This window comes from Prevotella sp. P5-108 (assembly GCF_002251385.1).
Taxonomy (GTDB): Bacteria; Bacteroidota; Bacteroidia; order Bacteroidales; family Bacteroidaceae; genus Prevotella.
In genome coordinates this window covers 1-17,435 of the sequence record NZ_NPJJ01000036.1, presented here as the reverse complement: position 1 = coordinate 17,435, position 17,435 = coordinate 1, and the positions used below count along the sequence as shown (strand labels likewise).

15 protein-coding genes are annotated in these 17,435 nt (G+C 48.8%); 8 read left to right on the top strand and 7 right to left on the bottom strand.

What is annotated here, in order from left to right; all coding sequences use genetic code 11:
• Positions 1-2: 2 nt before the first annotated feature.
• The 4 genes from CIK95_RS13300 to CIK95_RS06960 all read left to right on the top strand — a co-directional run bounded on the left by CIK95_RS13300 (position 3) and on the right by CIK95_RS06960 (position 3,568).
• Positions 3-152 (top strand): hypothetical protein, encoded by a 150-nt coding sequence (locus CIK95_RS13300; RefSeq protein ID WP_022311083.1) that lies wholly within the window; start codon positions 3-5, stop codon positions 150-152.
• Positions 153-160: 8 nt separating this feature from the next.
• Positions 161-586 carry a biotin/lipoyl-containing protein gene (locus tag CIK95_RS06975; RefSeq protein WP_022311084.1) on the top strand — a complete coding sequence of 142 codons (426 nt, stop codon included), beginning with the start codon at positions 161-163 and terminating at the stop codon, positions 584-586.
• A 746-nt stretch (positions 587-1,332) separates the two neighbouring features.
• On the top strand, positions 1,333-2,133 hold the full coding sequence (locus tag CIK95_RS06965; protein WP_094466631.1) for a glycogen/starch synthase: 801 nt from the start codon (positions 1,333-1,335) through the stop codon (positions 2,131-2,133).
• Positions 2,134-2,149: 16 nt separating this feature from the next.
• A complete protein-coding gene (locus tag CIK95_RS06960; protein ID WP_022311087.1) occupies positions 2,150-3,568 on the top strand; it encodes a DUF4270 domain-containing protein in 1,419 nt (472 codons plus the stop codon).
• Between the two features lie 153 nt (positions 3,569-3,721).
• Here the strand turns inward: CIK95_RS06960 and CIK95_RS06950 are convergent, their stop codons facing one another.
• From CIK95_RS06950 to CIK95_RS06940, 3 genes are all read right to left on the bottom strand, one after another.
• On the bottom strand, positions 3,722-6,157 hold the full coding sequence (locus tag CIK95_RS06950) for an ATP-dependent helicase (RefSeq protein WP_094466621.1): 2,436 nt from the start codon (positions 6,155-6,157) through the stop codon (positions 3,722-3,724).
• Between the two features lie 18 nt (positions 6,158-6,175).
• Positions 6,176-6,901 (bottom strand): monofunctional biosynthetic peptidoglycan transglycosylase, encoded by a 726-nt coding sequence (gene mtgA / locus CIK95_RS06945; protein ID WP_022311090.1) that lies wholly within the window; start codon positions 6,899-6,901, stop codon positions 6,176-6,178.
• Between the two features lie 64 nt (positions 6,902-6,965).
• Entirely contained in the window at positions 6,966-7,640 is a 675-nt protein-coding gene (locus CIK95_RS06940) for an OmpA family protein (RefSeq protein WP_022311091.1), read from the bottom strand.
• 297 nt (positions 7,641-7,937) lie between these two features.
• Here CIK95_RS06940 and proS point away from each other — a divergent pair, with 297 nt between their 5' ends.
• From proS to CIK95_RS06920, 4 genes are all read left to right on the top strand, one after another.
• On the top strand, positions 7,938-9,419 hold the full coding sequence (gene proS, locus CIK95_RS06935; RefSeq protein ID WP_094466630.1) for a proline--tRNA ligase: 1,482 nt from the start codon (positions 7,938-7,940) through the stop codon (positions 9,417-9,419).
• 291 nt (positions 9,420-9,710) lie between these two features.
• Positions 9,711-11,429, top strand: a complete 1,719-nt coding sequence (locus CIK95_RS06930) for a glutamine--tRNA ligase/YqeY domain fusion protein (protein ID WP_094466620.1) — start codon at positions 9,711-9,713, stop codon at positions 11,427-11,429.
• Positions 11,430-12,863, top strand: a complete 1,434-nt coding sequence (locus CIK95_RS06925) for a lipopolysaccharide assembly protein LapB (protein ID WP_094466619.1) — start codon at positions 11,430-11,432, stop codon at positions 12,861-12,863.
• Positions 12,860-13,483, top strand: coding sequence for a DedA family protein (locus CIK95_RS06920; RefSeq protein WP_022311094.1), 624 nt, complete (start codon positions 12,860-12,862; stop codon positions 13,481-13,483). The genes CIK95_RS06925 and CIK95_RS06920 overlap by 4 nt, the downstream gene beginning before the upstream one ends.
• 82 nt (positions 13,484-13,565) lie before the next feature.
• On the opposite strand, the gene CIK95_RS06915 is transcribed toward CIK95_RS06920, so the two are convergent.
• The 4 genes from CIK95_RS06915 to aspS all read right to left on the bottom strand — a co-directional run bounded on the left by CIK95_RS06915 (position 13,566) and on the right by aspS (position 17,300).
• Positions 13,566-14,630: a mannose-1-phosphate guanylyltransferase gene (locus CIK95_RS06915; RefSeq protein WP_094386110.1), complete on the bottom strand. Its 1,065-nt coding sequence runs from the start codon at positions 14,628-14,630 to the stop codon at positions 13,566-13,568.
• Between the two features lie 75 nt (positions 14,631-14,705).
• Positions 14,706-15,035 carry a hypothetical protein gene (locus tag CIK95_RS06910; protein WP_022311096.1) on the bottom strand — a complete coding sequence of 110 codons (330 nt, stop codon included), beginning with the start codon at positions 15,033-15,035 and terminating at the stop codon, positions 14,706-14,708.
• A gap of 67 nt (positions 15,036-15,102) precedes the next feature.
• Entirely contained in the window at positions 15,103-15,393 is a 291-nt protein-coding gene (locus tag CIK95_RS06905; RefSeq protein ID WP_022311097.1) for a winged helix-turn-helix domain-containing protein, read from the bottom strand.
• A gap of 143 nt (positions 15,394-15,536) precedes the next feature.
• Positions 15,537-17,300, bottom strand: coding sequence for an aspartate--tRNA ligase (gene aspS / locus CIK95_RS06900; protein WP_094466618.1), 1,764 nt, complete (start codon positions 17,298-17,300; stop codon positions 15,537-15,539).
• Positions 17,301-17,435: the final 135 nt, after the last annotated feature.

Here is a 17,435-nt window from a genome sequence, read left to right as displayed (position 1 = left end):
ATATGGACAAAAATGCTTATGCAGCCATCGCCATGGCACTCTATGAATACAGCGGCAACAACGTGCATGACAAGGAGCCAGGTATCATTACCATCAAGCCACGTCACACTTTGTGGAATGCGAAGTTCTTAGGTGTAACACCAAAACCATAACAGACAAAATGAAAGAATTCAAATATACCATAGAAGGCAAAGAGTACGAAGTTACCATTGCCGCTATAGACGAGAACAATGTGGCTGACATCACCGTAAACGGCGAGAGCTACAAGGTACAGATAGAAAAGGAAGCCGAGCCTGAGAAGAAGAAGGTAGTGCTGGGACAGCCCGTAGAGGCAGCTGCCGACGACGCACCCGCAGCTACCAACGTGAACACTTCCAATGCTATCAAGGCCCCACTGCCTGGCACCATCACTCAGATTTGCGTAGAGGTGGGTCAGGAAGTAAAGGCCGGTGACACTCTGGTAGTGCTTGAGGCTATGAAGATGGCCAACAACATCGAGGCCGAGGCCGACGGTAAGGTTACTGCCATCTGCGTGAAGCCCGGACAGGCCGTACTGGAAGAAGACGCACTGGTTGTCGTAGAATAATAGAACAACAATACTACCGCCAAGAGGCATGGAGAGTCAGCAGACTGTCCATGCCTTTTTTCATTTATTTTCAGAAACTCCGTGATTATATTGGCAATAGCAATATCACTGGTTATGAGAAGCCTGAAGCCATTTCTCTAAACCGTCACGACAACCAGAGACTATGACGAGAAAGACAGCATCGCAATGAGGCGTGCGGCTGATTTCTCCATAACAGACGAGGCAGAGAAGGACGACCATGAAAGCCTGGCGGAAAAGTCTATCATGACAGCGACCAAGTATAAAGAAGAAGCGAAGTTGGAAATAGAGAAATCGTGTTTGAAAACAATGATTGCAAAGCGCGAAATGACCATATCACAGTTTGAAATAAACTATAAAGCCATCAGGAGCATGTTGCCTTTACGACCTTTCACAGAGCTGCCATCCGCTGACGACGCGACACTATGTTCGCCGGAGTAGCACTCTGCCTACGCGATGCTAAAATCGCCGGATTCCGGCACAGAAACGATGCCTCTGCTTGCACTGACTGACACGATTCCCATGCCGAAAGCAAAGGCGGAGCGCACGACTATAATTGAAGTTCCAGAAACGACCAAAAACGGCCCAAAGCAAGCAATTAACTGAAAATTAACCAATTTTAGGGTTGCTTTTGTTTGATTTTAGAAGAAAAAGGGTCTATTCCCGTTTTTTTTTCGTACCTTTGCAGCCAAATGTGGAAACACATAAAATGCATTAATACACATATTATGGCAAAGAAAGTACTATTCGTCAACCAGGAAATCAATCCTTACCTCCCCGAGTCCGCAATGTCAGTCATTGGCCGCGACTTACCTCGCATGACTCAAGACGCCGGCTTTGAGATACGCACATTTATGCCCAAGTGGGGCGTCATCAATGAGCGCCGTGGCCAGCTCCACGAGGTTATCAGACTGTCTGGAATGAATTTGGTCATCGACGACACCGACCATCCACTGATTATAAAGGTTGCGTCAATACCCACTTCAAGAATACAGGTATACTTCATTGACAACGAAGACTATTTCGCCAAGCGCCAGATGGCCATGGACGAAAGCGGCAATGAATACACCGACAATGGTCAGCGTGCCATCTTCTTTGCCCGTGGTGTGCTGGAGACTGTCAAGAAGCTCCGCTGGTCGCCCGACCTCATCGTTTGTCAGGGATGGATGTCGGCCGTCATTCCCTTCTATGTGAAGACCGCCTACCACGACGAGCCCACCTTCGCCAATACCAAGGTTGCCATGGCTTTGTATCCCAACGAGCTCAAAAACATACTCGGCGAGCACTTCAAGAAGACCCTCGAGTTCAAGGAGGCCAACGAAGAACTGCTGAAGCCATACGATGACCACTTTGACCTGATTGAGTTAGGCAAACTTGCCATCGACTATTCCGACGGAGTAATCGAGGGCCAGACCCCTATCACCGAATCACTCATCAAATATGCAGAGGACAAGCAGCGTCCCCTGCTCCGCTATCCCGGAGAAGACTATGCCAAGGCATATACTGACTTCTTCGACACACTCATCTAATTACATGTAACAATCAATGAAGAAAATTGGATATACTCTCGGTCTGCTCATTTCGCTGATTACATTCGTCGCTTGTGACAACACCACCGACGACATCGGCCAAACCATCATCGGCGGCGCCGACATCGCAATCAAGACCGATACCTTCTCTGTTTCTACCCGCTCGGTACTTGCCGGCTCGGTACTTTCGCGCAACGTCACTGCATACCTGGGAAAAGTAAGAGACCCCGAAACCGGCTCCTACGTTACCGGCGACTGCATGATACAGTTCAACTGCCTCGAAGGCTTCTCCTTCCCCAAGAAAGACAGCATCCGCAGTCTTGAGAACGGCGAAATCATTGCCGACTCTTGTGAAATCCGACTGTTCCCTTCAGGCTATTACGGCGACTCCATCACACCGATGAAGATGCGTGTCTACGAAATGGACAAGCCTATGAACGAGGGTAAGAACTACTACTCTGACTATAATCCCCACAACGAAGGTCTCATCGCGTCCAATGCCTATTCGGTAAGCAGACCCTATACCATCTACGACCAGAGTGAGGTAGACAGCATCAGAAACAACAAGTACTACCAGACCAACATCCGTGTATTGCTCAACGACAAATACACCGACCGCAACGGCAACCAATACAAGAATTATGGTACCTATATCCTGAGAAAGTACTTTGCCAATCCCGCCGACTTCAAGAACGACTATACGTTCATCCACAATGTGGTGCCTGGCTTCTTCTTTGAGAATACCGGTGGTCTCGGTTCGATGGCCTATATCGGCAGCAGTCAGCTCAATCTATATTTCCAATACGTATACAACGACAGTGTAATGAAAGGCGTCGTATCGTTTGCCGGTACTGAAGAGGTGCTGCAGACTTCGACCATCACCAACAGCCAGAACATCGCACAGCTGGCCAACGACAACAGCTGCACCTATCTGAAGTCGCCCGCCGGAATCTTCACCGAGATGACCCTGCCCATAGACCAGATATTCGCTGGTCACGACAAAGAGTATATCTCTTCTGCCAAGATTACGCTGAAGCGCATCAACAACACCACTACCAGCAAGTATGCGCTTGGTGCTCCGACCACACTGCTCATCATTCCCAAGTCGGAGATGCGCTCCTTCTTTGAGAACAACAAGATTGTGGACTACAAGTCGACGTTCCTGGCCACTTACACATCGTCTACCAACTCTTATACGTTCAACAATATCTCGGGACTCATCAATCATCTCAACCAGAACCGCAACAATGCCGACTGGAACAAGGTGGTGCTGATACCGGTGTCTATTGCCTACAGAACAGATGCCACCACAGGCGGACAGACGATAGCCAGCGTGGTACACGACATGTCGCTGACCAGCACACGACTGGTCAAGGGTACAGACGGTGCAGACTCGCCAGTCAAGATAAGCATCATCTACTCTAAATTCAAATAAGAATGGCTGACAACTTCCTGGAACGTCATCGAGAGGAATACGAGAAAAGAAAACAAGCATGGCTTCGCAAGAAGAAGCACTTGCCCATGCTAAGCAATAAACCAAATAAGCCTGAAGACGAAAGTCTTTAGGCTTATTTGGTTATTATACATATTATGACTTGATGGTATATCGGGCAAACTTGAGCAGAAGCTGCTTGCGCCCTGTGTTCTCAAAATCTACTGTGGCCTTGGTATTCTCGCCAGTGCCATCAATCTGGACCACACGACCAACACCAAAACGCTGATGCTCTATGACTGTGCCCACGCTGAGAGCACAATCGGGAGCCGCGGGGGCGGACTGGGGTGCACCCGATGGGGCCACGGTTCGACCGCCATTGGACAGAGCCGACGAGAGTCGACGCAGATTGCCGCCACGCGCCACATACCTCTGCTTGAAGCCCTCGGAGAAGGGGTCTACAGCTGTCTCGGGCTGATGCGGACGGGTAATCTTGGGTTTCCGATCTGCCACAAACTGCCCTCCCACCGGACGGGAGTTCTGCCAGGAATCATCATCCCTACGACCATAACCACTACGGGCATGACCCTGATAGGCAGCGCCGCCACCAGAGTCACCTCGGCTCGACGAGACCACATCAAGAAACTCGCTCGATATGTCGCGGATGAAGCGGCTGGGCGTTGTCATCTCCATCTGTGAATACATCCAGCGGTTCTTGGCACTGGAAAGATAGCAATGCTTCCGCGCACGGGTGATGGCGACATAGAGCAGCCGTCGCTCTTCCTCCAGTTCCTTCAACGAGTTGGACGAGCGCAGACTGGGAAACAGTTTCTCCTCAAGGCCCACGACAAAGACGGTGGCAAACTCCAAGCCCTTGGCGGCATGGATGGTCATCAGACTGATGCGGTCATCATCGTTGTCGTCGGTATCGGCATCGGTCTGTAGCGACACCTGCTGTAGGAAATCAGCCAAAGACACGCGGTCGTCCAGGCCTTCCTCCTTTCTCGACGCGACAAACTCATTGATGCTGCCAAGCAACTCTTCAAGATTCTCCTGACGCGAGCGGCTTTCTATGTCGGTAGAACGGTAGAGGTCGTCGAACACGCCGCTCTGCCTTACAATCATATCGCCCAACTCATAGGCATCCTTATCGGCGAGGTGTTCCATAAAGCCCTCGATAAGCTGGACAAAAGCGCCGAGCTTGGCCATTGTGCCCCGGTTGATATCAAGTTGATAAGCGAACGGATTGCCCAGCACAGTCCAAAGACTCACACCACAACTCTGGGCACAAGAGATAATCTTCTGCAGCGTGGTGTTGCCTATGCCGCGAGTCGGATAATTGATGATACGCTTGACGGCTTCTTCGTCGGCAGGGTTAACTACCACACGGTAATAGGCGATGACGTCCTTGATTTCCTTGCGTTGGAAAAACTCGGTACTACCCACGACACGATAAGGCATATTGTCGTTACGGAATTCCTCCTCGAAGATGCGGCTCTGCGAATTGGTGCGATACAGGATGGCAAAATCACGGTAGTCGCACCCCTCGTCACGCATAATGCTGCGTATGGTCTTAGCCACCACGGCAGCCTCTTCCCTATCGCTGTAGAGCTGGCGATAAGTGACCTTGTCGCCATTGTCGTTGCTGCTGAAGACATCCTTGTCAATCTGATACTGATTGTGCTTCATCAGACTGTTGGCGGCATTCACTATCTCGGGCGTTGAACGGTAGTTGCGCTCCAACTTGAAGATATGCACGTCTTTGTAAATACGCTGGAAATTGAGGATATTGTCAATCTGTGCACCTCGGAAGGCATAGATACTCTGGTAGTCGTCGCCCACTACGCATATCTTCTGGTTCTCGCTGGTGAGCAGCAGCACTATCTGCTGTTGCACCGAATTGGTATCCTGATACTCGTCGACCAGCACGTACCTGAACCTGTCGGCGTAGCGTCGGCATATATCCCCGTTGTTTTTGAACAAGAGGTAGGTATGGATGAGCAAATCGTCGAAATCCATGGCGTTGGCCTGGCGCAAACGGTCCTGATATGCAGCGTAAATCTGATAAGTCTGGTCTACTTTGGCGAACCTGTCCCTGTCGCGCAACTCGATATCGTCGGCATACTGCTTGGGCAATATCAAGCGGTTCTTGGCCCTTGAAATTGCGGAAAAGATGGTCGCAGGGGCATATTGCTTATCATCCAGCTTCATTTCCTTGACTATGGCTTTCACCAGGCTCTGCGAGTCCTTGTTATCATAGATGGTAAAATTGGGCTGAAAACCGATGGCTTCGGCCTCGCGGCGCAGAATATGGGCAAAGACAGAGTGGAAAGTTCCCATATTCAGATACCTTGCTCTATCGGCACCCACCAAGGTGCCGATGCGTTCTTTCATCTCACGCGCAGCCTTATTGGTAAAAGTCAGAGCCAATATGCTCCACGGCTCGTAGCCCTGCTGCAGGAGATACGCTATCTTGTAGGTGAGCACACGTGTCTTGCCCGAACCTGCACCAGCTATTACCAACGAGGGACCATCGCTGTAAACCACCGCTTCGCGCTGGCTGTCATTGAGACTGTCAAGAAGATTATCCATAAGTATGATGTAATTCAGTTATTTGGTAGAATAGATTCCACCCGAACTTGTCTGCGGATTGTAGTCTTCGCCCTCTTTGGGAAACGAGGGTATATACCGCATCTCGTGCTTAATCCGGGATTGCCGTTTACGCATATATGCACTGGGGTATTTGGAACTAAACTTGCGCGGATTGGGCAATGTGGCTGCGATGAGGGCACATTCGGAGCGTGTCAACTCGCTCGCGGTCTTGCCAAAGTTGTACTCGGCACACGCATCCAGACCATAGATGGAGCTGCCCATCTCTATGGAGTTGAGGTAGACCTCCATAATGCGCTGCTTGCTCCACAGCAATTCTATCAAAGCCGTGAAATAGACCTCGAAACCTTTTCTCACCCAACTTCTTCCCGGCCATAAAAAGACGTTCTTGGCCGTCTGCTGAGTGATAGTGCTTGCTCCGTGCTTGCGACCGTGCTTGTTGGTCATATTATGGACGGCAGCCTTCTCGATGGCATCGAAATCGAAGCCATGATGCAGCAGAAAACGCCCGTCTTCGCTGGCCATAACCGCCACAGGCATATGGGGAGACATTTCGTCCAACGGCACCCAGTGATGGTGTATCGTCAATGTTCCGGTTTCAACGCACCTTATTATCATTAGAGGTGTAAGATAGACGGGAACGAAACGGTAGAAAACGACCGCAAGGATGGTGGAGGCGAAGAACAGACCGGAAATCCATCGGATGTACTTAAACAGAATTTTCATTGGTGAGTAAAATAAAGGGCACAAACCATAACCGGTGTGCCCTTATCTTAATAATAATGTTGATTTAATTGAGTTTACCGGCATTGGCAGAATCTACCATTGCCTGTGAAGCATACAGATAAATCTCTACACGGCGATTGAGCTGGCGTCCGCTGGCTGTAGAGTTGTCGGCAACGGGCTGAGAACTGCCGTAGCCTTCAACCTTCTTCATCTGGACATCGCTGATTCCGCACTGTCTCAGATAAGTGGCCACACTCTGTGCACGAGAATTGGAAAGAGGGATATTGATTCCGTCGTTGCCTGTAGAGTCGGTGTGTCCATAGATATCTACATAGCAGTCGGTGTTCTGCTTCAGCACATTAGAGAACTTTGCCAACTCGTTCTTGGATGTGGCGTTGAGGTCAGACTTATTGGTAGCAAACAAAATGCCACTGTCAAAAGTCACCTTGACGGCAGAAAGACCATTCTTGTCGGTCACCTGCTCAACCTTGGCATTTTCCACCTGAGCCTTGGCCTGCTCGGCCACCTTGTCCATATGTCGGCCAATGATTGCACCGGTTCCCGCTCCTACAACGCCACCAATGGCAGCACCAACGGCAGTATTGCCAGCTATCTTACCGATAATGGCACCCAACACGGCACCACCACCTGTTCCAACGAGAGTTCCGGTTCCCTGCTTGGTCTCACATCCAAGCACAGTAAGTACACACAATAATAGTGCTGTAATCTTGAGTCTCATCTTGTCATCAATTTTAATTATTATCCTTGTCTTAGCATATCAGTCCTTATGGACCACACATTTGTTTATCACTTCTGGTATCAAAAAGTCGCACTGCGACCTTCCACCTTATATTATTTACTGCAAAGATATAATGATTTTCTAAATTTCTATGCGTTTTGAGGAGTTTTTTTCGTAATTTTGCACAATATTGTTGAATATAAATACATTTGAGGCAATAATCAGGCGCATCAAGGTAATCAGCACAAGTCTGACCTGATGCACCCCAAGCACAAAGAAACAAACAAAAGATATAAAATGGCTAAAGAACTGAAGGAGCTCACCAAGAGAGCAGACAATTACAGTCAGTGGTACAATGACTTAGTGGTAAAAGCCGATTTGGCAGAACAATCAGCGGTACGCGGATGTATGGTTATCAAGCCATATGGCTATGCTATATGGGAGAAGATGCAGGCCCAGCTCGACAAGATGTTCAAAGAGACTGGTGCCCAGAATGCCTACTTCCCTCTGCTTATCCCCAAATCATTCCTCTCTCGTGAGGCTGAACACGTAAAGGGATTCGCCAAAGAGTGTGCGGTTGTTACCCACTATCGACTCAAGTCAAGCGACGACGGAAACAGCGTAGTATTGGACCCCAACGCCAAGCTGGAGGAAGAACTCATCATCCGTCCTACCTCTGAGACCATCATCTGGAATACTTACAAGAACTGGATTCACTCTTACCGTGACTTACCATTGATGTGCAACCAATGGTGTAACGTGATGAGATGGGAGATGCGCACGCGTCCATTCCTGCGCACATCGGAATTCTTGTGGCAAGAAGGACATACTGCCCACGCCACTCGCCAAGAGGCCGAAGAAGAGGCTCAGAAGATGCTGCATGTATATGCCGAGTTCGCAGAAAAGTGGATGGGCGTACCTGTATTCCAGGGCGTAAAGAGCGAAACCGAGCGCTTTGCAGGCGCATTGGACACCTATACCATCGAAGCAATGATGCAGGACGGCAAGGCTTTGCAGAGCGGAACCAGCCACTTCCTTGGTCAGAACTTCGCCAAGTCGTTTGACGTTACCTTCCTGAACAAGGATAACAAGCCTGAGTATGTATGGGCTACCTCCTGGGGTGTGTCTACCCGCCTTATCGGTGCGCTCATCATGACCCACAGCGACGACAACGGATTGGTACTTCCTCCGAAGCTCGCTCCTATCCAGGTGGTTATCATACCTATCAGCAAAGGCGGCGAACAGCTGCAGGCCATCAGTGATAAGCTGAGCCCCGTGATCAACAAGCTGAGAGAACTCGGTGTCAGCGTCAAGTATGATGACTCCGACAACAAGCGCCCTGGCTTCAAGTTTGCTGACTACGAATTGAAGGGTGTGCCCGTGCGTCTGGTTATGGGTGGACGCGACTACGAAGAGAATACCATCGAGGTTATGCGTCGCGACACTCTTGAAAAGGCGACCGTCAGCTTTGACGGCATCGTAGAACACGTGATGCACTTGCTCGAGGACATTCAGGAGCACATCTTCCTCAAGGCCAAGACATTCCGCGACGCCCACGTATATGTATGTGACGACTATGAGGAGTTCAAGACCCGCGTGAAAGATGGCGGCTTCTTCCTCTGCCACTGGGACGGCACAGCCGAGACCGAGGCCAAAATCAAGGAAGACACCCAGGCAACCATACGCTGCGTGCCCTTCGATTACGAGCAGACTCCGGGCGTGGATATGGTTACCGGCAAGCCCAGCAAGTGTCGTGTGCTGATTGCCCGAAGCTATTAAAAACAGACTAAATCCAATCGAAACGCAGACATTATCATGTCAGTAGTTTCCTCTCATATCCCTGTCTGAATAAGAAATACCTTTCAGACAGGGATATATATTACATGAATGAGCATAAAGGGACGCGACCAGGCTGCGCTGACAAGCCATAGATGCATCAGACGCCAGAAAGAAAGGTTCGCAGCCACATATATATAAATATGTATAGCCGCAGGGATGAAAAAATAAGTCGAACCCTTTGTATTATGCTTGAATTGCAGTATCTTTGCATTAAATTAAACAATTATCACTATGACAACTAAAGAAGAAAATATAGTTGAAGAGAAGAAGAGCTTAAGTTTCGTTGAACAACTCGTCGAGCAGGACTTGGCTGAAGGTAAAAACGGAGGCCGTATCCAGACTCGTTTCCCCCCTGAGCCTAACGGATATCTGCATATAGGTCACGCCAAAGCCATCTGCATGGACTTTGGTGTCGCCGAGAAGTACAATGGTGTCTGCAACCTCCGTTTTGATGACACCAACCCCAGCAAAGAGAACAATGAATACGTTGAGAATATCCTCCACGACATTGAATGGTTAGGTTTCCATTGGGGCAACATCTATTACGCTTCCGACTATTTTGAGAAGCTGTGGGAATTTGCTGTTTGGATGATAAAGAAAGGCTTGGCATACGTTGACGAGCAGTCCTCTGAGCAGATTGCCCAGCAGAAAGGCACTCCTACAACCCCAGGTATCGCCAGCCCATATCGCGACCGTCCCGTAGAGGAAAACCTCCGTCTGTTCGAGTTCATGAATACGCCAGAAGCCACTGAAGGCAGCATGGTATTGCGTGCCAAACTAGACATGGCCAATCCCAATATGCACTTCCGCGACCCCATTATGTATCGCATCATCCATACTCCCCACCACCGCACTGGCACCAAGTGGTATTGCTACCCCATGTATGACTTTGCTCATGGTCAGAGCGACTACTTTGAGGGCGTTACCCACTCCATCTGTACACTTGAGTTTGTTCCCCATCGCCCTCTGTACGACAAGTTTATCGACTTCCTCAAAGAGAAAGACGGCAGCGACGACAACCTGCAGGACAACCGTCCACGCCAGATTGAGTTCAACCGTCTCAACCTTACCTATACCGTAATGAGCAAGCGCAAGCTGCACACCCTGGTTGACGAGCATCTCGTAAATGGTTGGGATGACCCTCGTATGCCTACAGTCTGTGGTATGCGCCGTCGCGGTTACTCTCCTGAGAGTATACGCAACTTCATAGACTCAATCGGTTACACCAAGTTTGATGCCCTTAATGACGTCGCTTTGCTTGAGGCAGCTGTTCGCGATGACCTCAACAAGAAGGCCACTCGTGTCTCTGCCGTATTGGATCCCGTCAAGCTGACCATTACCAACTATCCTGACGACATGCAGGAAGAGATGGAAGCAGTCAACAATCCCGAGAACATCGAGGAAGGTACACACAACATCACTTTCTCCAAGCACCTGTGGATTGAGCGTGAAGACTTCATGGAGGATGCTCCCAAGAAGTTCTTCAGAATGACTCCTGGCAAGGAGGTACGTCTCAAGAACGCATATATCGTCAAATGCACCGGCTGTGAGAAGGACGCAGAGGGCAATATCACAGAAATCTTTGCAGAGTACGACCCACTTAGCAAGAGCGGATTGGAAGGTGCCAACCGCAAGGTTAAGGGTACACTACACTGGGTTAGCGCCGATCACTGCATCCAGGCAGAGGTAAGAGAGTACGACCGCCTCTTCTTTGTAGAGAACCCCTCTGCCGACGAGCGCGACTTCCACGAGCTGCTCAACCCAGACTCTCTGCGCGTACGCACCAATTGCTACGTAGAGGAATATGCAGCCAACAAGCAGCCGGGAGAGTATCTGCAATTCCAGCGCATAGGTTATTTCATGGCCGATGCCGACACGACAGCAGAGCATCCTGTATTCAACAAGACCGTGGGCTTGAAGGATGCTTGGGCAAAACAGAACAAGAAGTAAATGATCGATTTTAATAAAGAGCTTTATTTTAAAACCGACAAATTCAAGGTTCTCCTTGACCGTTATGAGAAATCTACGAGTCAGGGAGAACCTTTCTATCTTGACCCAGAAGACCTGACGGACATTGCCGAGTACTACCAGTACCACGAATGTGACGAGAAGGCGCTCAGCACCATTGACAGGGCAATCTACACTTTCCCCAGCGCTGTAGAGCCGCTCCTTTTCCGTTCCCGATACGCTCTTCTGAGAGAAAACGACGTAGAAAAGGCTAAGTATTACGCCCAACAAATCATAGACACGTCTGACTATGATTACAAATATCTACATGCCGAAATCCTTATCCATGAAGGCAAACCCGAAGAGGCAGACGAGTATCTCCGCATGGGCGTTGACGACTTATCTCCTCGCGAAAGAGCCGATTATGTTTATGACGTGGTCAATTTGTTCTTGGACTACGACGCTCTTGACTGTGCCCGGAAATGGATAGAGCTTATCGACGACAAATCAGGTAAAGACTATCGCGAGACATCGGCGCGTTGCTACCTACTCAACCAAGAGTACAGCCAAGCAGAGGAGCTATACATGCAGCTGGTGGACCAAGACCCCTACTCCACTTATTACTGGACGCAGCTTACGGCTTCCCAGTATCTTAATGGAAAAATCTCTGAAGCCCTGCAAAGCAGCGAATTCGCCCTTGCGATTGACTCCCAGTGCGAAGATGCCTTGTTGGCAAAGGCCAACTGCCAATTCACGTTAGGCCAACTTGCTGATGCGCTTGATTTCTATCATCGCTACAGCGCTTTGCGTCCCAATGACGGATATGTAGAGTCACTTATCGGTTCAACTTACGTCAAGATGAACAATCTCGAAGAGGCTTTGACTCATTACAACAAGGCTATCCTTCTCGCAAACAGCGACCGTTCGCTGTTTATAGATATTTCCAAGCAGAAAGCACTTCTCCTGTCTTCTATGGGGCAAAGAGACAAGGCTCTCTTGGTCATTGAGGACTGCATCAACACTGCCAAAAACAATATCGCCGACCTCCATGTCATCAAGGGGTATATCTATATGGACGCTGGAGAAACCGATGAAGGATTACGGCAATTTGAGACCGCCATTACCCTGTCCGACAATGACCCATTCATCATCTATCAGATAGGTACAGCCTGCTATGACAATGGGGAGTATGACCTGGCCTACGATGCCCTCAGGCGCATCACGATAGAAAACCAGGATGACAACCCCATCGACGGCTGGGCTTACTACGCAGCCTGCTGTGCCAAGATGGGACGCGCGGATGAATTCCTCTACGCCCTCCGCAAGGGATGCGAGGTCAATCCTGCTGAAGTCTCTATCGTATTTTCCAACATACTGCACCCCAATATACCATTTACTGATTTATACGAATTCATCAAAAACAAATTTATAAAATGAACTGGTTATCATCACTATTAGGCAACCTGAATTACGGAACGATATTCTTCCTGATGTTGCTGGAGAGCACCGTTATCCCCGTACCGTCAGAGCTGGTTGTATCGCCCGCAGCTTATCATGCAGCCGGAGGAAACCTCAATGTATTTCTTGTCATACTGTTTGCAACGATAGGTGCCGACTGCGGTGCTACTATCAATTACTTTGCAGGTTATTACTTGGGGCGTCCAATCATCTATCGCTTTGCCAACAGCAAGTGGGGACGCATGTGCCTGCTCAATCAGCAAAAGGTAGAGAAGAGCGAGAAGTTCTTCTACGACCACGGAGTCATCGCCACACTTACCGGCAGACTGCTCCCTGGCATACGACACCTCATCTCTATCCCCGCCGGTCTTTCCAAGATGAAATTCTGGAAGTTCATCCTTTACACCACCATCGGCGCCGGTCTGTGGAACTGCATCCTGGCACTGCTGGGATGGTATCTGCACTCAGTGGTTCCCGAGCAGGAACTCAACGACAAGATTATGGAATATGGAGAGTATATCAAGTTGGGCATCATCGCCCTTGTGGGCATTGCCATCGTATACTTCGTAGCCAAATGGCTTCTTAAGAAAAGAAAATAAGCATTATCAACCATAGAAAAAGCATCAATCCCGCTTGGATTGATGCTTTTTCTATTTTATCAAGCCACTGTATCGGCCCTGATTATCCTTCGCCGCTAAACTGGCGGATGCGCTGTTCTTCTGACAATTTGCAAATCAACAGCACACCATCTTTCTCAGCTACGATATAGTTGTCCAACCCCTGGATAACCACTTGCTTCTGCTGCAAGGTATGCACCACACAGTTGTGACTTTCATACATCTCAATCTTCTCGCCGATGAGCGTATTTCCATAGAGGTCGTGCTTGGTCTGCATCTGCAGACTTCCCCACGTGCCCAAGTCACTCCAACCGAAGTCGGCCGGGCAGACGAAGATTTCCTCAACACGCTCCATGATTGCGTAGTCTACAGAGATATTCTCGCACTCTGGATAGACTGCATTAATCATCTGCTGCTCATCTGCCGTTCCATAGACCGGCATCAGGTTCTCAAATATCTTGGCTATTGCGGGCTGATACACTCTGAATGCGTTGACGATAGTGCTGACACTCCAGATAAAGATACCGGCATTCCAGAAGTAGTCGCTCTCTTTGATATATTCCTGAGCGGTTTCAAGATTGGGTTTCTCCTTGAACTTGTCCACACGGAAAATTTTCTTCTGACGCAAAGAACTGACACTCAGGTCGGCCTTGATATAGCCATAACCCGTCTCCGGACGGTTGGGCTTCATGCCCAAGGTTACGATGGCATCAGAATCCTGGGTGAAGTCCATGCAGAGCTTGATGATGCGGCGGAACTCTTCGACATCGGTCACTATATGGTCACTGGGAGTAACCACCACATTGGCCTTGGGGTCCTTTGACTTGATGCGCCAGCTCACATAGGCTATACACGGAGCTGTATTTCGCCTACATGGCTCTTGCAGGATATTCCCATAGGGGATTTCAGGAAGCTGCTGATGCACCAGCTCTACATATTTCTGATTGGTAACCACCCAAATGTTCTCTGGGGAGAAACCACTGAAACGCTCGTAAGTGAGTTGAAGCAATGATTTGCCAACACCTAACACGTCGATAAACTGTTTAGGTCTCTCGGATGTACTCATTGGCCAGAATCTGCTACCCACGCCACCAGCCATAATCACAAGGTGATTGCTACTCTTACTCATTATTTTCATATTTAGTATAACTTTACAAATGTATGAAAATAATTTCAAATGGAAAAAGAAAAGGGTGAATATTTTCTAAAATAGAGACAGCGACGTGTCTTCTTCGGATGCAGGTGAGGTTTCTTCTTGCTGGAGTTCGTCAAACTGCAATTGCAACTGTCGGAACACTTCAGAATTGAGATTCAGACAATACGTTCCTCTTTGCGTACCTTTTCTGATGACAGAATCGGTCTTTTTGGAGTTGCGTATGAGATAAGAGGAAACCTGTTTGTGGACGAGATTATAATCGAGAGGCTGAAAAAAGGAATTGTTTGCATTGAAGACATAGCGTGAGATGTCCTTGACAGCAAGCCCATCCTCTCCGGCTGCAAACAAAAGGTCTATGATTACTTTCTCGTAATTCATGTGAAATCATTAAAAAAGGTCACACTTAACTGAAAGTAAGTGTGACCCTTTCTTCATATACTTAAATTTATGCAAGAGCAACCTTGTTGTCCTCGTCTTTGATTTTGCCTTCCTTGAAAAGCCATCCCATTCCTACGAGGACTTCATCCTCTGTAATGTTGGCCAACTTGGCAATCTCTGCTATTGTCAGCGCCTTCTCTGCTGTTGCAAGAGCCTGATATACATCACCAGCCTTGAAACCTACGTTCTCTGCTGTCAGTACAACTACACTCTTCGAAGCAACCTTCTTAACTGTTGATTTTTTTGTCGTTGCAGTCTTCTTGGTTGCAACAGCTTTTGTTGTTTTCTTTTCTGTCATAATTTAGTAAATATTTAACCTTACGTCATTCAATCTTTCTATCTTGTAACTTTTTGTAATGCAAAGATAACAATTTATCGACTTGCCAGCAAATATATGTACGAAAATATGACAAAATCGAGAACTTTTGTAATTTTATTTTATCAATCTTGACTCAAATCAACGGAGATTTTAAGTTCTTCCAACTGTTTGGAAGCCAGCTGGGAAGGCGCATCGAGCATCACGTCACGTCCAGAATTGTTCTTGGGGAAGGCGATACAATCGCGGATAGAATCGAGACCAGCCATGATAGAGACGAAGCGGTCGAGACCGAAAGCGAGACCAGCGTGGGGAGGTGCACCATACTTGAAGGCGTTCATCAGGAAGCCGAACTGAGCCTCTGCACTCTCCTTGGTAAAGCCCAATATCTTGAACATCTTCTCCTGAAGGTTGGAGTCATGGATACGGAGCGAACCGCCACCGACTTCGATACCATTGCAGATGAAGTCATAAGCCTTGGCACGCACGCGCTCGGGATGTTCATCCAAGAGAGGAATATCATCAGGGTTGGGCATCGTGAAGGGATGGTGGGTTGCCATGAGACGCTGCTCCTCTTCTGACCACTCAAAGAGTGGGAAGTCTACTATCCACAGACACTCAAACTTATTCTTGTCGCGCAAGCCAAGACGCTCACCCATCTCAAGACGGAGTGCGCAGAGCTGTGTGCGCACCTTGTTGGCAGGACTGCCGCTCAATATCAGAACCAAATCGCCATCCTTGGCACCGGTCTTTTCCTTGACTTCGGCCAACACTTCTGCGCCATAGAACTTGTCTACAGAGCTCTTTACCGAGCCATCTTCGTTGTACTTGATGTACACAAGACCCTTTGCACCCACCTGAGGACGCTTTACGAAGTTGGTGAGTTCGTCAAGCTGCTTGCGGGTGTAGTTGGCACAACCGGGCACACAAATCGCACCGATATAGGCAGCCTCGTTGAACACGGCAAAGTCTGCCTTGCCATCAAATACATCCTTGAGCTCGACAAATTCCATGCCGAAACGCAGGTCGGGCTTGTCGGAACCGAAGCGGCGCATGGCCTCATGCCATGTCATCTGCTGCAACTTGGCGGGAAGGTCTACACCTCTAACCTCCTTGAACAGCATGCGGCACATATCCTCGAACAGAGAGATAACATCTTCCTGGTCTACGAAACTCATCTCACAATCGACCTGAGTAAACTCGGGCTGACGGTCGGCACGCAGGTCCTCGTCGCGGAAGCACTTGGCTATCTGGAAATAGCGGTCGAAGCCTGCTACCATAAGGAGCTGCTTCAGGGTCTGAGGGCTCTGAGGGAGAGCATAGAACTGACCGGGATTCATACGAGAGGGAACCACGAAGTCGCGGGCGCCTTCAGGAGTAGAACCGATAAGTATTGGAGTTTCAACCTCTATGAACTTCTGTGCATCGAGGAAGTTGCGGATAAGTATCGTCATACGGTGACGCAGCTCCAGATTGCTACGCACCACATTGCGTCGAAGGTCAAGATAGCGGTACTTCATACGCAGGTCGTCGCCACCGTCGGTATTGTCCTCGATGGTGAAGGGAGGCACAGCACTGGGGCTAAGCACAGTAAGCTCGGACACGAGGATTTCGATATCACCCGTAGCAATCTTATCATTTTTGCTCTGTCGTTCACCGACAACACCCTTAGCCTGGATGCAGTATTCACGACCCAAGCGATTGGCCTGCTCACACAAAGCAGCATTAACAGATTCGTTGAAGACAAGCTGGGTTATACCATAACGGTCACGCAAATCGACAAAGGTCATACCACCCATCTTGCGTACTTTCTGCACCCAACCAGCCAAGGTAACTTCGACGCCATTATCGGCAAGACGAAGTTCGCCACATGTTTTTGTTCTATACATAAAGATATACCCCAGTTCGGGATAAGATTTTGTTCATAAAAAAGTTGGTAGTCTCACAAATATTTTGTACCTTTATAGGTGATTTACAATAAGTTACAAAAATATTTAATATGACTACCGATTACAAAGTTACAG

Bases quoted from the DNA above. Each gene is read 5' to 3' on its own strand.
- CIK95_RS06950 (WP_094466621.1), bottom strand. From the start codon at position 6,157: ATGGATAATCTTCTTGACAGTCTCAATGACAGCCAGCGCGAAGCGGTG.
- CIK95_RS13300 (WP_022311083.1), top strand. From the start codon at position 3: ATGGACAAAAATGCTTATGCAGCCATCGCCATGGCACTCTATGAATAC.
- CIK95_RS06960 (WP_022311087.1), top strand. From the start codon at position 2,150: ATGAAGAAAATTGGATATACTCTCGGTCTGCTCATTTCGCTGATTACA.
- CIK95_RS06975 (WP_022311084.1), top strand. From the start codon at position 161: ATGAAAGAATTCAAATATACCATAGAAGGCAAAGAGTACGAAGTTACC.
- CIK95_RS06940 (WP_022311091.1), bottom strand. From the start codon at position 7,640: ATGAGACTCAAGATTACAGCACTATTATTGTGTGTACTTACTGTGCTT.
- CIK95_RS06965 (WP_094466631.1), top strand. From the start codon at position 1,333: ATGGCAAAGAAAGTACTATTCGTCAACCAGGAAATCAATCCTTACCTC.
- CIK95_RS06915 (WP_094386110.1), bottom strand. From the start codon at position 14,630: ATGAGTAAGAGTAGCAATCACCTTGTGATTATGGCTGGTGGCGTGGGT.
- CIK95_RS06905 (WP_022311097.1), bottom strand. From the start codon at position 15,393: ATGACAGAAAAGAAAACAACAAAAGCTGTTGCAACCAAGAAGACTGCA.
- CIK95_RS06920 (WP_022311094.1), top strand. From the start codon at position 12,860: ATGAACTGGTTATCATCACTATTAGGCAACCTGAATTACGGAACGATA.
- CIK95_RS06925 (WP_094466619.1), top strand. From the start codon at position 11,430: ATGATCGATTTTAATAAAGAGCTTTATTTTAAAACCGACAAATTCAAG.
- mtgA (WP_022311090.1), bottom strand. From the start codon at position 6,901: ATGAAAATTCTGTTTAAGTACATCCGATGGATTTCCGGTCTGTTCTTC.
- aspS (WP_094466618.1), bottom strand. From the start codon at position 17,300: ATGTATAGAACAAAAACATGTGGCGAACTTCGTCTTGCCGATAATGGC.
- CIK95_RS06910 (WP_022311096.1), bottom strand. From the start codon at position 15,035: ATGAATTACGAGAAAGTAATCATAGACCTTTTGTTTGCAGCCGGAGAG.
- proS (WP_094466630.1), top strand. From the start codon at position 7,938: ATGGCTAAAGAACTGAAGGAGCTCACCAAGAGAGCAGACAATTACAGT.
- CIK95_RS06930 (WP_094466620.1), top strand. From the start codon at position 9,711: ATGACAACTAAAGAAGAAAATATAGTTGAAGAGAAGAAGAGCTTAAGT.